10 protein-coding genes and 1 tRNA gene are annotated in these 14,403 nt (G+C 60.9%); 2 read left to right on the forward strand and 9 right to left on the reverse strand.

What is annotated here, in order from left to right; all coding sequences use genetic code 11:
• The first annotated feature begins 343 nt into the window (after positions 1 to 343).
• Positions 344 to 1,174: a VCBS domain-containing protein gene (locus AC245Y_RS18050; RefSeq protein WP_017995075.1), complete on the forward strand. Its 831-nt coding sequence runs from the start codon at positions 344 to 346 to the stop codon at positions 1,172 to 1,174.
• Between the two features lie 447 nt (positions 1,175 to 1,621).
• Here the strand turns inward: AC245Y_RS18050 and AC245Y_RS18055 are convergent.
• The 3 genes from AC245Y_RS18055 to AC245Y_RS18065 form a co-directional block, all read right to left on the reverse strand.
• Positions 1,622 to 1,698, reverse strand: a tRNA-Met gene (locus tag AC245Y_RS18055).
• Positions 1,699 to 1,833: 135 nt separating this feature from the next.
• On the reverse strand, positions 1,834 to 3,033 hold the full coding sequence (gene mnmA, locus AC245Y_RS18060; RefSeq protein WP_017995076.1) for a tRNA 2-thiouridine(34) synthase MnmA: 1,200 nt from the start codon (positions 3,031 to 3,033) through the stop codon (positions 1,834 to 1,836).
• Between the two features lie 447 nt (positions 3,034 to 3,480).
• Positions 3,481 to 5,634, reverse strand: a complete 2,154-nt coding sequence (locus AC245Y_RS18065) for a putative bifunctional diguanylate cyclase/phosphodiesterase (protein WP_017995078.1) — start codon at positions 5,632 to 5,634, stop codon at positions 3,481 to 3,483.
• 164 nt (positions 5,635 to 5,798) lie between these two features.
• Here AC245Y_RS18065 and AC245Y_RS18070 point away from each other — a divergent pair, with 164 nt between their 5' ends.
• On the forward strand, positions 5,799 to 6,065 hold the full coding sequence (locus tag AC245Y_RS18070) for a hypothetical protein (RefSeq protein ID WP_011653392.1): 267 nt from the start codon (positions 5,799 to 5,801) through the stop codon (positions 6,063 to 6,065).
• A gap of 90 nt (positions 6,066 to 6,155) precedes the next feature.
• Here the strand turns inward: AC245Y_RS18070 and serA are convergent, their stop codons facing one another.
• The 6 genes from serA to ftsH form a co-directional block, all read right to left on the reverse strand.
• Complete coding sequence (gene serA / locus AC245Y_RS18075; RefSeq protein ID WP_012758842.1) at positions 6,156 to 7,751, reverse strand: phosphoglycerate dehydrogenase; 1,596 nt, start codon at positions 7,749 to 7,751, stop codon at positions 6,156 to 6,158.
• Positions 7,752 to 7,835: 84 nt separating this feature from the next.
• Positions 7,836 to 9,014 (reverse strand): phosphoserine transaminase, encoded by a 1,179-nt coding sequence (locus tag AC245Y_RS18080; protein WP_017995079.1) that lies wholly within the window; start codon positions 9,012 to 9,014, stop codon positions 7,836 to 7,838.
• A 188-nt stretch (positions 9,015 to 9,202) separates the two neighbouring features.
• Entirely contained in the window at positions 9,203 to 10,039 is an 837-nt protein-coding gene (locus tag AC245Y_RS18085; protein WP_032996464.1) for an outer membrane protein, read from the reverse strand.
• Between the two features lie 293 nt (positions 10,040 to 10,332).
• Entirely contained in the window at positions 10,333 to 10,572 is a 240-nt protein-coding gene (locus AC245Y_RS18090) for a hypothetical protein (RefSeq protein WP_017995081.1), read from the reverse strand.
• A gap of 306 nt (positions 10,573 to 10,878) precedes the next feature.
• Entirely contained in the window at positions 10,879 to 12,231 is a 1,353-nt protein-coding gene (gene glmM, locus AC245Y_RS18095; protein WP_003542705.1) for a phosphoglucosamine mutase, read from the reverse strand.
• 240 nt (positions 12,232 to 12,471) lie between these two features.
• Complete coding sequence (gene ftsH / locus AC245Y_RS18100; protein ID WP_017961979.1) at positions 12,472 to 14,403, reverse strand: ATP-dependent zinc metalloprotease FtsH; 1,932 nt, start codon at positions 14,401 to 14,403, stop codon at positions 12,472 to 12,474.

Raw genomic sequence — 14,403 nt, forward strand, 5'->3', positions numbered from 1 at the left:
GGCGCGCCGAGCAATTCATGCAGTATATCGTCATGACGACGTCATGATTGAGCGGTCATTATTATCATGCCCGAAAGTTTTCCGCTGGCCGAATTGATGGATCGCCTGAAAAGGCGAGAAACACCATGATCGATGAAGCGGCAGCAACGTAAGACCAGACGCAAATCCTGGTTCATAAACAGGATCGACGTCCGAGCCGCTTTCTTTACTTGAATGCTTGAGGTGTACCCGATCGAAATCTGTTGGATTGACGGGCGGAATTGCTCTACCGCTGCATCAATTTCGGTTGCCAGATACCCGATAGAGTTGCATAGTCGAATTGAACATCACACGGGAGGTAGAAATGGCAAACCACAAGCCGGTCGCAGGTGACGTATACTTGCCTGTTTTCGATATCAACGACCCGATTAGCGGTGACATCCTCGAAAATACCAGTTCCACCGATATCGACGGAGATGCGGTACGCCTCAATTTCGTGAATGGACAGCGCATTCCGCAACCGGCCAATGGATCCCCGGCCACAAGCACGACGATCGAAGGAGAGTATGGTACGCTCACCGTTTACTCCGACGGCAGCTACACCTACGCGCTCGATCACTCCAACCCGGTGGTCGCAGCGCTCGGACCGGGAGATGAGCTGGTCGAAAAATTCACCTTCAAGATATCAGACGGCAAAGGCGCCACCGACGTCGGCGCGTTCAGTATCGCAATAGATCTGCCGGAACGCGGCGATGTGTTCGCCAACTTCGAGGATGTTGGCCAAAGTGACTTCCCAACTGGTTACAAAGGCTTCGATTGGGGCGCCTGGTACGATGGTGACGACGCTTCTGTGCGGGAGGAAGCGGATGGCAACCACTATCTGGGAGGAGGCGTGTTCTGGACACCCATCCAAGCCGCCGATGGCGGCAACTTTCAGATCGAGCAATTCAGTGTCGCAAACGGCACATCGGACTATGACAACGTTCTGACGATCGAAGGTAAGCTGGACGGCGATACCGTATTCTTGGTCACGGTCAACGTCACCGCCGACAGCATTCATGACCCGCAAGTGATCGATCTCAGCGCCTACGGCGAAATCGACTCTCTCGTGCTCGACACCGAACCCGTCATCAACGAAACGAGCGGCCCGGATTATTACGGCGCGCAATACGACAACTTTCATTTCATCGTTTGATGGATGGGGAAAGGGCGCCGCATCACCGAAATCTGTGCGCCTTCACCGACTGCGCTCTGCGGCGCCTATCTGGGTACCAATTTCTTGCGATAGCTGACGGGCCTGGATCTTGCTAGCATTGGATCGTGCGAGGAGGCACGGTTATGCTGGGATGGAGGAAATGATGCAGCCAGTCGGGATCAGGTTAGCGGCGGTCATGTTCTCGCTCGCCGTATGGGCTATTATTATCGCTGTCGCATCCCACCTTTGGGCGACGAAGATGCCTCTGTTGCTTCTGACGCTCTACAGATAGGCCTGTCCTCGCGTTGGCGGGAATCCTGCAGATCAGGGCCGGACTGGTTTTGTCCCCTCGCCGCCACGGTTGGCGATGCGACCAATGCGCTGCCAAGGCCGCCGGAACCGGCTCAAAATCGAGCTGCAAAAATCGCTAATTCTGCAATGAGGAGATGGTAGCGGAGGAGGGATTTGAACCCCCGACACAAGGATTATGATTCCTCTGCTCTGACCTACTGAGCTACTCCGCCACTGGTCAACGATACCCGCTCGCGAAGCGATGCCGGTTCGTGGGATGAGCGGCTTATAAGGTGCGCTTCGGCTTTGTGTCAAGCGCATGATCGAGAAAAACGGTGGGCTTTGCCGGCCGTCGTTACCTATGGGTTTCAGGCGGCGACGGGGCTGGCCAAAAGGGCCTTCAGGCAGGCTTCCGCCGAAGGTTCACGCTCGGAGCGTTCGATGAAACCGCCGCCGAAGACGCGGGCGTTGTCGCCGGGCGCCGAATAAAGCGCGCAGGCCTGGCCGGGCGCAATGCCCGCCTCGCCGACCGTCAGGTCGACATAGGTGCCTGTTGCATCGACATGCAGCACGGCCGGCGCCGGCGCTCGTGTCGAGCGGACCTTGGCGTAGCAGGCGAAGCCCTTGCCGGACGCGGCTTCCGCAAGCGTCTCGTCGCCCAGCCAGTTGATGTCGCGCAGGTAGACGCGGTGCGTTTCCAGCGCCTCCTTCGGTCCGACGATGACGCGGCGCGAGCGGGCGTCGAGAAAGACGACGTAGAGCGGCTCGCCGGTAGCGATGCCGATGCCGCGGCGCTGGCCGATCGTGAAGTGCAGGATACCCTCATGGGTTCCAAGCACGCGGCCATCGAGATGGACGATCTCACCGGCGAGCGCCGCATTCGGCTTCAGCTTGGTAATGACGTCGGAATATTTGCCCTGCGGCACGAAGCAGATGTCCTGGCTGTCGGCCTTCTTGGCAACGACAAGGCCCATCTCTTCGGCAAGCCTGCGGGTTTCGGCCTTCGGCAGGCCGCCCAGCGGAAAGCGAAGATAGTCGATCTGTTCCTGCGTCGTGGCGAAGAGGAAATAGCTCTGGTCGCGGTCGGCATCGGCCGGGCGGAAAAGCGCACGGCGGCCGGGGTTTTCGGGCGAAGGATTCAGGCCCGAGCGGATATAGTGGCCGGTCGCCAGCGCATCGGCGCCGAGCTCCTTGGCGGTCGCCAGAAGGTCAGCGAATTTGACGGTCTGGTTGCAGGATACGCAAGGGATCGGCGTTTCGCCCGCCACATAGCTTTCGGCGAAGGGGTTGATCACCGTCTCGCGGAAGCGTTTTTCGTAATCGAGTACGTAATGCGGAATGCCGAGCGTTTCGCAGACGCGGCGCGCATCGTCGATATCCTGGCCGGCGCAGCAGGAGCCGGCGCGGTGAACGGCGGCGCCATGATCGTAGAGCTGCAGCGTAATGCCGAGCACATCGTAACCCTGCTGTTTGAGAAGGCCGGCAACCACGGATGAATCGACGCCGCCCGACATGGCAACGACGACACGGGTCTCTTCCGGCTTCTTGTCAAAATCCAGTGTGTTCAACGATGGTGCCAATTCTGCGCGGTCACGATCCGCCCTTGCGCTGCAATTGCGGCGGATTGCTGATCTCCGGCGGGATCGGCCGCCGTCTCTCGATGAGGCACCGATATAGAAAGGATTGTCCTTGGGCGCAAGGGGCAGCCTTCGGGCAGCGATATTTCGCATTCCCGCGTTAAGAGAAGGCGCAGCCAAAGCCGCGCCTTGGAAGCGGGGGTGCGGCTCAGGTGCCGATCAGCTTGTTGCAGGCGAATGCAATGCTCGGATTGGCGATGATGGCGGTTACGAGCGCCAGTCCGATCATCGAGAATGAAAAGCGTTTCATAAACATCCTCCTTTCCAGCCCGCGACAATTATGCGGCTTCGCCCGCCTTTCTCAAAATGACGAATGCTTGATGGCATCCGGCGACATGCCTTTCCCCGACGCCCCTCCCAGCTTTCGCCTAAGCTCTTCTATCTGCGAGACGAAGCGGCCTTCAGCGCACGGCCGTCGATCAGCGCCTCTGCCTCGTGCTGCGGCATCGGCCGGCCGAGCAGATAGCCCTGCACCTCGCTGAAACCTTCTGCACGCAGTTTCTGCAACTGCTCCTCCGTCTCGATCCCTTCGGCCAGCGTCGTCGCGTTGAAGCCGGAACCGATGCCGACGACGGCACGCACGATGGCGAGATTGCCGGCATCCGTCTCGATGCCCGAAACGAAGCTGCGGTCGAGCTTGATCTTGTCGAAGGGGAAGGATCTGAGATAGCTCAGCGACGAATAACCGGTGCCGAAATCGTCGATGGCGATGCGGACGCCGAGCGCCTTCAATGCGCGCAGCCGCGGCAGGCTTTGGTCGGCATCAGTCAGGAATACGCATTCGGTGATTTCGATTTCAAGCCGGTCGGCATTGAGGCCCGTCTCGTCGAGCGCCGCGACCACGGTCGAAAGCAGGCTCGCATGCCGAAACTGGCTGACGGAGAGATTGACGGCGATCCGCAGATGGGCTGGCCAGCCGGCAGCGGCGCGGCAGGCTTCCCGGATCACCCAGTCGCCGATCGGCACGATGAGGCCGGTCTCCTCGGCCAGCGGAATGAATTCCATCGGCGCCACCAGCCCGCGCTTGGGATGGCGCCAGCGGATCAGCGCCTCGAAGCCGCCGATGCCGTCATTGTCGAGCTGCACGATCGGCTGGTAATGCAGCTCGAACTGGCGCTTCTCCAGCGCTTCCCACAGCTCGGCGGTCATCACGTGCCGACGTTGGGCGGCAAGCCGCATCTCAGTCTCGTAGAAACGATAGGTCGAGCGTCCGCTCTCCTTGGCGGCATAGAGCGCCAGATCCGCGTGCCGCATCAGCACATCCGCGTCGCCGCCATGGTCGGGCGCCAAAGCGATGCCGACGCTGCAGGTAACATGCTCCCGGGCGCCGTCGAGATCGAAGGCATGGCTAAGAGTTTGCAGCAGCCGCTGCGCAAAACACCCTGCCCGCTCCGGTTCGTCGAGCTCCAGCACGACGGCGAATTCGTCGCCGCCGAGACGGGCGACGAGATCACCCTCCCCCGCCAGCTGCAGCAGCCGCTCCGACACCTGGCAAAGCAGCGCGTCGCCGGCGGCATGTCCCTTGCTGTCATTGATATGCTTGAAATGATCGACGTCGATATAAAGCAGCGCGATCGCGCTGTCGGCGGTCGCTTCGACCGCCCGCTGGTTGATATGGTTGGAAAATGCCGCCCGGTTCGGCAGGCCGGTGAGCGAATCGTGCAGAGCTAGATGGGCAAGCTTTGCCTCGACGGTGCGCTCCTCCGTCACGTCCTGCGAGATGCCGAGCAGATAACGCGGCGAATGACCCTCGGGCGTCGGCAGAGCGCGTTTGACGGTGCGCAGGATGCGCGGCACGCCATCGGCGCGTAGCATGGTCTCCTCGAAGCTGATCGTCGCATTGGCTTCGAAGGCCCGGCGATCCTGCTCGCGAAAGGCGTCTGTCTGACTGGGAGGAAACAGCGCCCGGTCGGTTTGGCCGACCACATGCTCCGCCTTCATGCCGACGATGTCGCCGCAGGCCTCGTTGAAGAGAACGTAAAGCCCGTCCGCTTCCATGTCCTTGACGAAGACGCCGACCGGCAGGTTGTCGACGATGCTGTCGAGAAGCGAGCGCGTATCGCTCATCTGGCGTCTAGCGGCGTTGACCTCGGTGCGGTCCTGCACGATCGCCAGGATTGCGGCCCGGCCCTCGAAACGCACTTCCCGGCCATAGGTCAGCACTTCGAAGGTCTCGCCGCTCGCCTTGAGGTGAACCCAGCGTTCCGCCTTTTCCATGTCGGTACGGCCGCTGACGGCGTCGCTCATCCGTTCCCGCTCATGCTCAGGGCGGATATCTAGAACCGTCATGCGCCGGTACTCGTCCGCGCCATAGCCGTAAAGTGCTGCCGCCGCTTCGTTGACGATGAGAAAGCGCAGCGATACCGGATCATAGACCCACATCGGCGACGGATGCGTTGCAAACAATGACCGGAAGTCGTCATTCGGTGCTTCGGTCTGCTCGGTCTTCTGCAAGGGGGCCATGGAAATTCGCGTGCGGTTGATGCCGATGACAGGGATATACTGGGAAAAGTTAAATAAAATCAGAATCATACTCAGGGTTAAACTTTAGGCTTTCGCCTTCAGAATGTGCAAAAGCGGCGGTTTGCCATCGCGATCTCGGTCCTCGATAAAATATTTGAGGCACCATGGAACAATTCGCTCGATCGTACGCTCTTGGGCATCGAAGTCGCAATCGAATTGCTGAGGAGGGTTTCATGGGCAGGTTCGGCACGACGACGGATTACAGCAGGATCAGACACTGGATCGAGGAGCGCGGCGGCCATCCCGCCCGGATCAAGAACGCACCGGACAGCGAAACCGTCCGCGTCGATTTTTCCTCTGAAACGCAGGAAGAGATTTCCTGGGACGAATTCTTCCAGGGTCTCGACGGCAGCAGGCTCGCCTTCCTTCACCGCACGAAGGCTGAAGACGATGTCGCCCGTTTCGGCAAAATCCTCCGCCGGAAACGACGGCACCATTAAATTCATTGGTTCCTGACACGGAAAAAACCCGGCGCCGTTTCCCGCGCCGGGTTTTTCGTTCTTCCTTGATCGAGATCCAGAGAAGGAAACTCAGTCGATATTGAAGGTCAGCGGCTTTGCCTGGCGAACCGCCTGGTGGGCGGTCAACTCAGCAAGCACGGCGTCATCAACCTTACCATCGACATAGAGCAGCGCGATGGCGTCGCCGCCCTGCTTGTCACGGCCGAGCTGGAAGTTGGCGATGTTGACGCCGGCAGCACCAAGCGTCGTGCCGATGAAGCCGATCATGCCGGGAACATCGGTATTGGTGATGTAGATCATGTGCGAGCCGACATCGGCATCAAGGTTGATACCCTTGATCTGGATGAAGCGCGGCTTGCCGTCCGAAAACACCGTGCCGGCGACCGAGCGTGTCATGCTTTCGGTGGTCACCGTCAGCTTGATATAGCCGTCGAAGACGCCTGTCTTGTCGCGCTTGACCTCGGAAAGCACGATGCCCTTTTCCTTGATCATGATCGGCGCCGAAACCATGTTGACGTCGGCGACCTGCGGGCGGATGAGGCCGGCGAGCGCGGCGCTCGTCAGCGCCCGGGTGTTCATGTTGGCGGTGATGCCGTCGTAGAGGATTTCGATTTCCTTGATCGGCTCTTCGGTGACTTGGCCGACGAAGGCGCCGAGAACGTCGGCAAGACGGATGAAGGGCTTCAGGATCGGCGCTTCCTCAGCCGTGATCGACGGCATGTTGATGGCGTTGGAAACCGCACCATTGACGAGGTAATCCGCCATCTGTTCGGCCACCTGCAAAGCGACGTTCTCCTGCGCCTCGGTCGTCGAGGCGCCGAGATGCGGCGTGCAGACGACGTTCGGCAGGCCGAAGAGCGGGCTTTCCTTGGCGGGCTCGACCTCGAACACGTCGAAGGCGGCACCCGCGACATGGCCGGACTTGATCGCTTCGGCAAGCGCCGCCTCATCGACCAGGCCGCCGCGGGCGCAGTTGATGATGCGCACGCCGGGCTTGGTCTTTGCCAGCGCTTCCTTGTTGAGGATGCCCCGCGTCTTGTCGGTCATCGGCACATGCAGCGTGATGAAGTCGGCGCGGGCGAAAAGCTCTTCCAGCTCGACCTTGGTGACGCCCATCTCCTCGGCGCGCTCCTTGGAGAGGAACGGATCGTAGGCGACGACGTGCATCTTCAGGCCAATGGCGCGGGCGCAGACGATCGAGCCGATATTGCCGGCGCCGATGACGCCGAGCGTCTTGCCCGTGATCTCGACACCCATGAACTTCGACTTCTCCCACTTGCCGGCCTGCGTCGAGGTATCGGCTGCCGGTAGCTGGCGGGCGACGGCGAACATCAGCGCGATCGCGTGTTCGGCCGTCGTGATCGAGTTGCCGAAGGGCGTGTTCATGACGATGATGCCGCGACGCGAGGCGGCCGGGATATCGACATTGTCGACGCCTATGCCGGCACGGCCGACGACCTTGAGGTTCGTCGCCCCCTCGATGATCTTTTCCGTCACCTTGGTGGCGGAGCGGATGGCCAGGCCATCATACTTGCCGATGACTTCGAGCAGACGGTCTTTGTCCTTGCCGAGCTGCGGTTCGAAATCGACTTCGACGCCGCGGTCGCGAAAAATCTGGACGGCGGTTTCCGACAATTCGTCGGATACGAGAACGCGAGGTGCCATGAGGGCCTCCTTCAAAAGTGTTCAGCGATGAATAAAATCGGGAATGCTGGGCTCCGCCCTGTGGCGGAGCCGGATGCGATCGCCTCAGGCAGCAGCCTGGGTGAACTGCGCCTTCTGCGTTTCGAAGGCCCAGGAAAGCCAGGGCATCAGCTTCTGCATGTCGGATGCCTCGATCGTGGCGCCGGCCCAGATGCGCAGGCCGGATGGCGCGTCGCGGTAATGGCCGACGTCATAGGCGACACCTTCCTTTTCCAGCAGGCCGACCAGACCCTTGGCGAAATTCGCCTGGCCGTCGTCGTCAAGCGCTGCGATGTCCTTGTCGACGATCTTCAGGCAGACGGAGGTGTTAGAGGCCGTCTCCGCCTTGACGGCGAGATTGGCGATCCAGTCGTTTGCCGCAACGAAATCGTGGATGACCTTGGCATTGGCATCGGCACGCGCGATCAGCCCCTTGAGGCCGCCGAGTTGCTTGGCCCAGACAAGCGCATCGATATAGTCTTCGACGCAGAGCATCGACGGCGTGTTGATCGTCTCGCCCTGGAAGATGCCTTCCGTCAGCTTGCCGCCCGAGGTCATGCGGAAGATCTTCGGCAGCGGCCAGGCCGGGGTGTAGGTGACCAGACGCTCGACGGCGCGCGGCGAAAGAATGATGACACCGTGGGCACCCTCGCCGCCCAGAACCTTCTGCCAGGAGAAGGTGACGACGTCGAGCTTGGCGAAATCGAGTTCCTGTGCGAAAGCGGCCGAGGTGGCGTCGCAGATCGTCAGGCCCTTGCGGTTATCAGGGATGAAATCGGCGTTCGGCACGCGCACGCCCGAGGTGGTGCCGTTCCAGGTGAAGACGACATCACGGTCGAAATCGACGGCGGAGAGATCGGGAAGCTCGCCGTAACCGGCTTCGAGCTTGCGCACATCCTTGAGCTTCAGCTGCTTGACGACATCGGTGACCCAGCCGGCGCCGAAGCTTTCCCAGGCGAGCATATCGACGCCGCGTTCGCCGAGCAGCGACCAGAGCGCCATTTCGACGGCGCCGGTGTCGGATGCCGGAACGATGCCGATTCGGTAATCCGCCGGCACTTCGAGAATTTCACGGGTAAGGTCGATGGCCTGCTTGAGCTTGGCCTTGCCGACCTTCGCGCGGTGCGAACGGCCAAGGGCCGCGTCGGAAAGGGCTTCGAGCGACCAACCGGGGCGCTTCGAGCAGGGGCCAGAAGAAAAATGGGTATTGTGCGGACGGATGTCCGGCTTTGCGGTCTTCGCCATGATGCTATCCTCTCAGATAGAAAGCCCTTCGTTGGGGAAGGGTGTCCCGCCGCCGTGTGTATGGATCCGGCGCGTCATAGTCAAGATCGAAGTGTCGCGGGGGGAACATATTTTGACGCAGGGCGGTAGGGCCGCAATACGAAAAGCCGCCCTGTGGAGGGCGGCTTCTGATGTAAGTGAGATCGGACTTACTTGTAGATCGGCTGCTGCAGCGGGATTTCCGGCGGCGGTTCGTAGCTCGCCTGGGCGCAGCCGCCGAAGAGATAGCGGGCGCCGACTCGGGCTTCGTGGGCGGTGAGACCCTTGTCGCGGCCCGGGCCGCCATTTTCGGCATAGCCGAACATGTTGCCGCCATCGATATGCAGGTAGCGGTAGCCGACATCGGCCTTGATGTTGCAGGTCACGTCGATCGAGGCGCCTGCCATCAGGGCGTAGGTGAAGCGCCAGTTGCCCTTGCCGCCATGGGTGACCTGGTCGTCGCAGAAGCTGCCGTCATCGGCGCAGGCGACGTTGCGTAGGTTCTTCCACTTGACGTAGGAACCGCCGATACCGGCGCCGACGTAAGGCGTGACGTAGCCGTAGGTGCCGAGATCGACATAGGCGTTGGCGAGCAGGGTGTAGGCTGTCAGCGAGGAGCGGTCGCTCGAGGTGCAATCCACCAGCGGGAAGCCGCACTGCCCGACTGTCGAGCCTTTGAAATCCGCCTGGGTAAGATAGTCGAAGGTCAGATCGGTGCGCAGATAGCTGTTGATCTGATAACCGACACCGCCGCCGACTGTCCATGCGTCGTCCAGGTCGGCGTCGTCGAAATTGACTTCCGTGGCGTTGCTGCCCTGGAAATAGCGGGCGCCGCGCAGATCGGTGAAGGCATAGCCGACATCGCCGCGCAGGTACCAGCCGGTCGCTTCGGTGACCGTCACCTCAGGCGGCTGCTCCGGGATAGGCTCGGCAGGGGCGAGGTCCGCGGAATAGGCGTTTGTCGCGATCAACAATGCGGCGAAGATGCCGGACAAGCTTCTTTTCATGGATCCCACTCCAAAATCTCGTTGCGTCGGCAGGCTCAATCCCCGCCAATCTGGTACGCTTCGTATGGATAATGAATTGGAAACGTTAAAAGCTGCTTAACTATAAATAGGAAGAAACGTTAAGAGAGAGATTGGCGGCAAGTTCCTCGATATAGTGAAGCTCGGCCAAAGGCTGGCAGCCCCGGAATTGCCGAAGACCGCCAGCCGCAACGCCAACAACCCCGCCCCGTCAAATCGCCAAGTCGGTTTCCTTCGCCATCAAATCGGTCGGCTTCACTCGGCGAATCCTGCCGTTACCTCCATTGCGTCGCGTTTTCGGCGGCGCAGCCGTACGGTGGCAAGGAAGTGCCAAAGGTCGTTTTGAGCTTGGCGCAGCCCCAGGCATTGATCGGGCCTGGCATGGCATTGTTGAGCGTGATGCCGATTTCATCGTAAGGGCTGTCGGTATTCGTAATGTAGCGATACCAGCGGAAACCGGTAAAGACGACGAATGCGAGAGCGATCGTCAGCAGCAGGCGCACCAATTTTTTCATGATATTTCCTTTGAATGCAAACGCCGCCGTGTAGCATCCGCATGTGGAGGTTGACAGCGCCGTCACCAAGACATCGGCAAATTTCCGTGGATGCCGTCTCAGTGCCCACTGCGCCCCGACATGCCGCGGCTGCGAGGCTTGCTCCCTATCGGAAGCCAAGCTGGCAAGTCACTGACATGTTGTCTTCGGAAGGGCGGAAACGGTTCCCGCGGGAAGTCGATCTGGAGTGGAACTTCGAATCGAAGGCGCCAATAACGAAAAAGCCGGCACTTGCGTACCGGCTTTTGACGTTTCGTCCCGAAAAAATCAGGCGGCGGTCCGGACGTTCGAGATCGTGCCGATCAGTTCGTTGACGATGCGCTCGATCTGGGCTCGGTCGTCACCCTCGGCCATGACGCGGATCAGCGGCTCGGTGCCCGAGGGGCGGATGACGAGGCGGCCGTTCCTGGCGAGTTCAGCTTCGGCGTCGGCGATCGCCTTCTGCACCTGGATATCCTCCAGCGGCTTTCCACCGCTGATGCGGACATTGCGCAGCAGCTGCGGCACCGGCTCGAAGCGGCGGCAGACCTCGCTGACAGTTCTTCCGGTGCGCTTGACCGCGGCCAGGATCTGCAGCGCCGCGACAAGACCGTCGCCGGTCGTGCCGTAATCCGAAAGCACGATGTGGCCGGACTGCTCGCCGCCGACATTGTAGTTGTGCTGGCGCATATGCTCGACGACGTAGCGGTCACCGACCTTAGTCCGGGCAAGGCCGAGACCCTTGTCATCGAGGAAACGCTCGAGGCCGAGATTGGACATGACGGTCGCAACGATACCATTGCCGCGCAGCTGCTGGCTCTCGGCCCAGCTCTCGGCGATGACGGCCATCAGCTGGTCGCCGTCGACGATCGAGCCGTTCTCGTCGACGATGATGACGCGGTCCGCATCGCCATCGAGCGCGATGCCGATATCGGCGCGCACCTCGTCGACCTTCTTCTGCAACGCGACGGGGCTGGTGGAACCGCAATTGAGATTGATGTTGGTGCCGTTCGGCTCGTTGCCGATGGTGACGACCTCGGCGCCGAGCTCCCAGAGCACGGCCGGTGCCACCTTGTAGGCAGCCCCATTGGCGCAATCGATGGCGATCCTCAGGCCCTGCAGCGTCACGTCGCGCGGCAGCGTGCGCTTGGCATGTTCTATATAGCGGTCATGCACGCCGTCGACGCGCTTGGCGCGGCCGATATCGTCGGATTTGGCAAGCTGCGCGTTCAGGTCCTTTTCGAGCAGATCCTCGATCTCGGCCTCGATGTCGTCTGAAAGCTTGTAGCCGTCAGGGCCGAAGAGCTTGATGCCGTTATCCTCGTAAGGATTGTGCGAAGCGGAGATCATCACGCCGAGATCGGCGCGCAGCGAGCGCGTCAGCATGGCAACAGCTGGTGTCGGGATCGGGCCGAGAATAAAAGCATCGAGGCCGGCGGCCGTGAAGCCCGCGACCATGGCGTTCTCCAGCATATAGCCGGAAAGGCGCGTATCCTTGCCGATGACGACGCGGTGGCGGTGGTTGCCGCGGCGGAAGATCGTGCCGGCGGCAATGCCGACCCGCATGGCGAGATCCGGCGTCATCGGGAAGACGTTGGATTGGCCGCGAATGCCGTCCGTACCGAAATAGCGTCTTTTCATCTGCACTCCTGTGCTTTCCGCGCGCCATTCAAGGCAGCGCACCGTTCCAAGCGAATCCGGCTTCAGTGGAATGTCGTCAATCCAGCAGCGTGATTCATGCTTGCCTCAATTCAGCGGAATGCCACAAAATGCGGCGAACGGCACGTAAATTAGCAAGAAAAATGATTATATCCCGTTACCAATGGAAAAGGCCGGATCTCCACTTCGGAAATCCGGCCCTGTTCAAGGTAGTGCCGCTGTTCAATGCGGCTGCGGTTCGAGGCCGCCTTCGGGCTCGTCACCCTTGGTGGCAGGCCGTGCGCCGGCCTTCGGAACGGCTGAGCCGCGGCTTGGCGGCGAATCATCCCCGAGATCGCGGGAAGGCTTTTCGCCGCGGATCAGCGCCTTGATCTCTTCGCCGGTCAGTGTCTCGTATTCGAGCAGACCTTCGGCAAGCACGACAAATTCATCGTGCTTTTCCGTCAGGATCGTGCGGGCCTGCGTATAGGCTTCGTCGATCAGGCGGCGCACTTCATTGTCGATCTTCTGCGCGGTTGCTTCCGAAACATTCTTCGACTGCGAAACCGAGTGGCCGAGGAAGACTTCCTGCTGGTTCTCGCCATAGGCGACCTGACCGAGCTGATCGGAAAAGCCCCACTGCGTGACCATGGCGCGGGCAAGCTTCGTGGCCTGCTCGATGTCGGAGGAGGCACCCGAGGTAATGTTCTCCTTGCCGAAGGTGAGCTCTTCGGCAACGCGGCCGCCCATCATGATGCAGAGGCGTGAGACCATCCACTTGTAGCTCATCGAGTAGCGGTCGCCCTCGGGAAGCTGCATGACCATGCCGAGCGCACGGCCGCGCGGAATGATCGTCGCCTTGTGCAGCGGATCGGCGACGGCGACATTGAGCGCGGTCATCGCGTGTCCGGCCTCATGGTAAGCGGTGAGCTTCTTTTCCGCCTCGGTCATCGCCGAGGAACGGCGCTCGGCGCCCATCATGATCTTGTCCTTGGCGTCCTCGAATTCCTGCATGGTGACGACGCGCTTGTTGCGGCGGGCGGCCATGAGGGCGGCTTCGTTGACGAGGTTCATCAGGTCGGCGCCGGAGAAACCGGGCGTACCGCGGGCGAGGATCTTGAGATCGACATTCGGCGCCAGCGGAACGTTGCGGGCATGCACCTTGAGAATGCGTTCGCGGCCGACGATGTCCGGGTTCGGCACCACAACCTGACGGTCGAAACGGCCGGGACGCAGCAGCGCCGGATCGAGAACGTCGGGACGGTTGGTGGCGGCGATCAGGATCACGCCTTCATTCGCCTCGAAGCCGTCCATTTCGACCAGCAACTGGTTCAGCGTCTGCTCGCGTTCGTCATTGCCGCCGCCGAGACCGGCGCCGCGATGGCGGCCGACGGCATCGATTTCGTCGATGAAGATGATGCAGGGCGCGTTCTTCTTCGCCTGCTCGAACATATCGCGCACCCGGCTTGCGCCGACGCCGACGAACATTTCGACAAAGTCGGAGCCCGAAATGGTGAAGAAGGGCACGTTGGCTTCGCCGGCGACCGAGCGGGCGAGCAGCGTCTTGCCGGTGCCCGGAGGACCGACGAGCAGCACGCCGCGCGGGATCTTGCCACCGAGACGCTGGAACTTCTGCGGATCACGCAGGAATTCGACGATTTCCTCGAGATCCTGCTTGGCCTCGTCGACACCGGCAACGTCTTCGAAAGTCACGCGGCCATGCGCTTCGGTGAGCAGCTTGGCCTTGGACTTGCCGAAGCCCATCGCCCCGCGTGAGCCGCCCTGCATCTGCCGCATGAAGAACAGCCAGACGCCGAGAATCAGAAGCATCGGCAAAAGCGTGCCGAGATAGCTGAGGAAACCCGAAGAGCCGTCCGTTTCAGGACGGGCGGAAACCAGGACGTTCTTCGACTGCAGGCGATCGAGCAGACTGTCGTCGATCACAGGCGAATAGGTCTGAAAGGTGGTGCCATTTTCAACATAGCTTCCGGAGAGACGGTTGCCCGTGACCACGACATCCTTCACGCGGCCCGCATCGACCTCACGCAGAAACTGCGAATAAGGGATTTCGCGGGAGCCCGTCTGCGCCGGCGCCGTCTGAAACATACTGAAAAGGGCGATCAGCAGAAGCGCTATGATCGCCCACAAGGCGAAATTACGTAAGTTAGGGTTCAT

It is taken from the genome of Rhizobium sp. SRDI943, from assembly GCF_057653695.1.

Coding starts and splice junctions, on each gene's coding strand:
- AC245Y_RS18050 (WP_017995075.1), top strand. CDS start 344: ATGGCAAACCACAAGCCGGTCGCAGGTGACGTATACTTGCCTGTTTTC.
- AC245Y_RS18065 (WP_017995078.1), bottom strand. CDS start 5,634: ATGATTCTGATTTTATTTAACTTTTCCCAGTATATCCCTGTCATCGGC.
- AC245Y_RS18070 (WP_011653392.1), top strand. CDS start 5,799: ATGGGCAGGTTCGGCACGACGACGGATTACAGCAGGATCAGACACTGG.
- serA (WP_012758842.1), bottom strand. CDS start 7,751: ATGGCACCTCGCGTTCTCGTATCCGACGAATTGTCGGAAACCGCCGTC.
- AC245Y_RS18080 (WP_017995079.1), bottom strand. CDS start 9,014: ATGGCGAAGACCGCAAAGCCGGACATCCGTCCGCACAATACCCATTTT.
- AC245Y_RS18085 (WP_032996464.1), bottom strand. CDS start 10,039: ATGAAAAGAAGCTTGTCCGGCATCTTCGCCGCATTGTTGATCGCGACA.
- AC245Y_RS18090 (WP_017995081.1), bottom strand. CDS start 10,572: ATGAAAAAATTGGTGCGCCTGCTGCTGACGATCGCTCTCGCATTCGTC.
- glmM (WP_003542705.1), bottom strand. CDS start 12,231: ATGAAAAGACGCTATTTCGGTACGGACGGCATTCGCGGCCAATCCAAC.
- ftsH (WP_017961979.1), bottom strand. CDS start 14,403: ATGAACCCTAACTTACGTAATTTCGCCTTGTGGGCGATCATAGCGCTT.